At 46.8% G+C, this 1,198-nt stretch carries 1 rRNA gene; it reads right to left on the bottom strand.

Features of this window, described 5'->3' with window-relative positions:
• Positions 1-1,106 precede the first annotated feature (1,106 nt).
• Positions 1,107-1,198: ribosomal RNA gene (locus ACFPXP_RS02850) — 23S ribosomal RNA — on the bottom strand; the annotation flags it as partial.

Genomic DNA, 1,198 nt, shown 5'->3' with positions numbered 1-1,198 from the left:
CCTCCAAGGTTCCTAGAAATCCACTCAAAACCATAGATACACGCCATTTCTGTTAAAGTTGCCCGTAAACCTAAGCAGGACAAGGGATCCGGGCATTTTGTTTACCTAGTGACTGTCGAACTCGGGTACTACTTACCGCATTGTTAGGTATACCTACAATATATCGTTCCGCACCCCAGCATTTCCATCTTCGCTTTACTACAAGGTCGGCATCGGTTTCTTCCTCTACTTCACAGATATCCTCCGTTGGAGTTACTTCGATCGGAAGAAACCGTATACTCTCCGATCGGTGCAGAACGAGCAACATAGAAAAAGACCTGTGCAGATGCACGGTTCTTTGGTTGGCTTGATGGCGTCCTTCCGCACCGAGCATCCCCTTCTTCGCTTTACTACGAGGTCGGCATCGGTTTCTTCCTCCATTTCACGGATATCCTCCGTTGGAGTTACTTCGATCGGAAGAAACCGTATACTCTCCAAACGGCGTAGGACGAGCAACATAGAAAAAGACCCGTGCATCTGCACGGGTCTTTAGGTTAGCTTGGCAACGTCCTTCCGCACCGAGCATCCCCTTCATCGCTTTACTTCGAGGTCGGCATCGGTTTCTTCCTCTATTTCACGAACATACTCCGTTGGATTTGCTTCGTTGGAAAGAAACCGTATACTCTCCGAGCGGTGTAGGACGAGCAGCATAGAAAAAGACCTGTGCAGATGCACAGGTCTTTNAACGGTCGTGTTCGGGATGGGTACGCGTGGTTCCCCTCCGCCATTGTTACCAAACCATATTTCGTTAAAGAAGCTTTTCGGGGTCCCCGTAAAGTAATCGGCTGTTCACCTCGAAGATTTCTCTTCACTTTGTGGGGTACGTTTTTTTGCTCCTTCAAAACTGAATGCGAAAGTGTAAGGTTGCTTGTTGATCAACATGTTGTCGATCATTTGATTCCTGATGGAATCTTTGTATGGGCCCCGAAAAAGTAATCGGAATACGCTACAGCGCTTCACGTCACTTTTTTGGGTCATATTAAGGTGTATCTTTTGATTTCTTTGAACTATTGTCACATCAAATGTGGTTCATATTTGTTGTGACGCTAAGGTAGAAATCAAAAATATGGGATAAGCCCTCGACCGATTAGTATTCGTCAGCTCCATGCATTGCTGCACTTCCACCCCGAACCTATCTACCTCGTCGTCTACAAGGGGT

Source organism: Marinicrinis lubricantis (genome assembly GCF_042658665.1).
GTDB classification, from domain to species: domain Bacteria; phylum Bacillota; class Bacilli; order Paenibacillales; family KCTC-33676; genus Marinicrinis; species Marinicrinis lubricantis.
The sequence above is the reverse complement of the archived record's forward strand: the minus strand, read 5'-3'. Positions and strand labels throughout refer to the sequence as shown.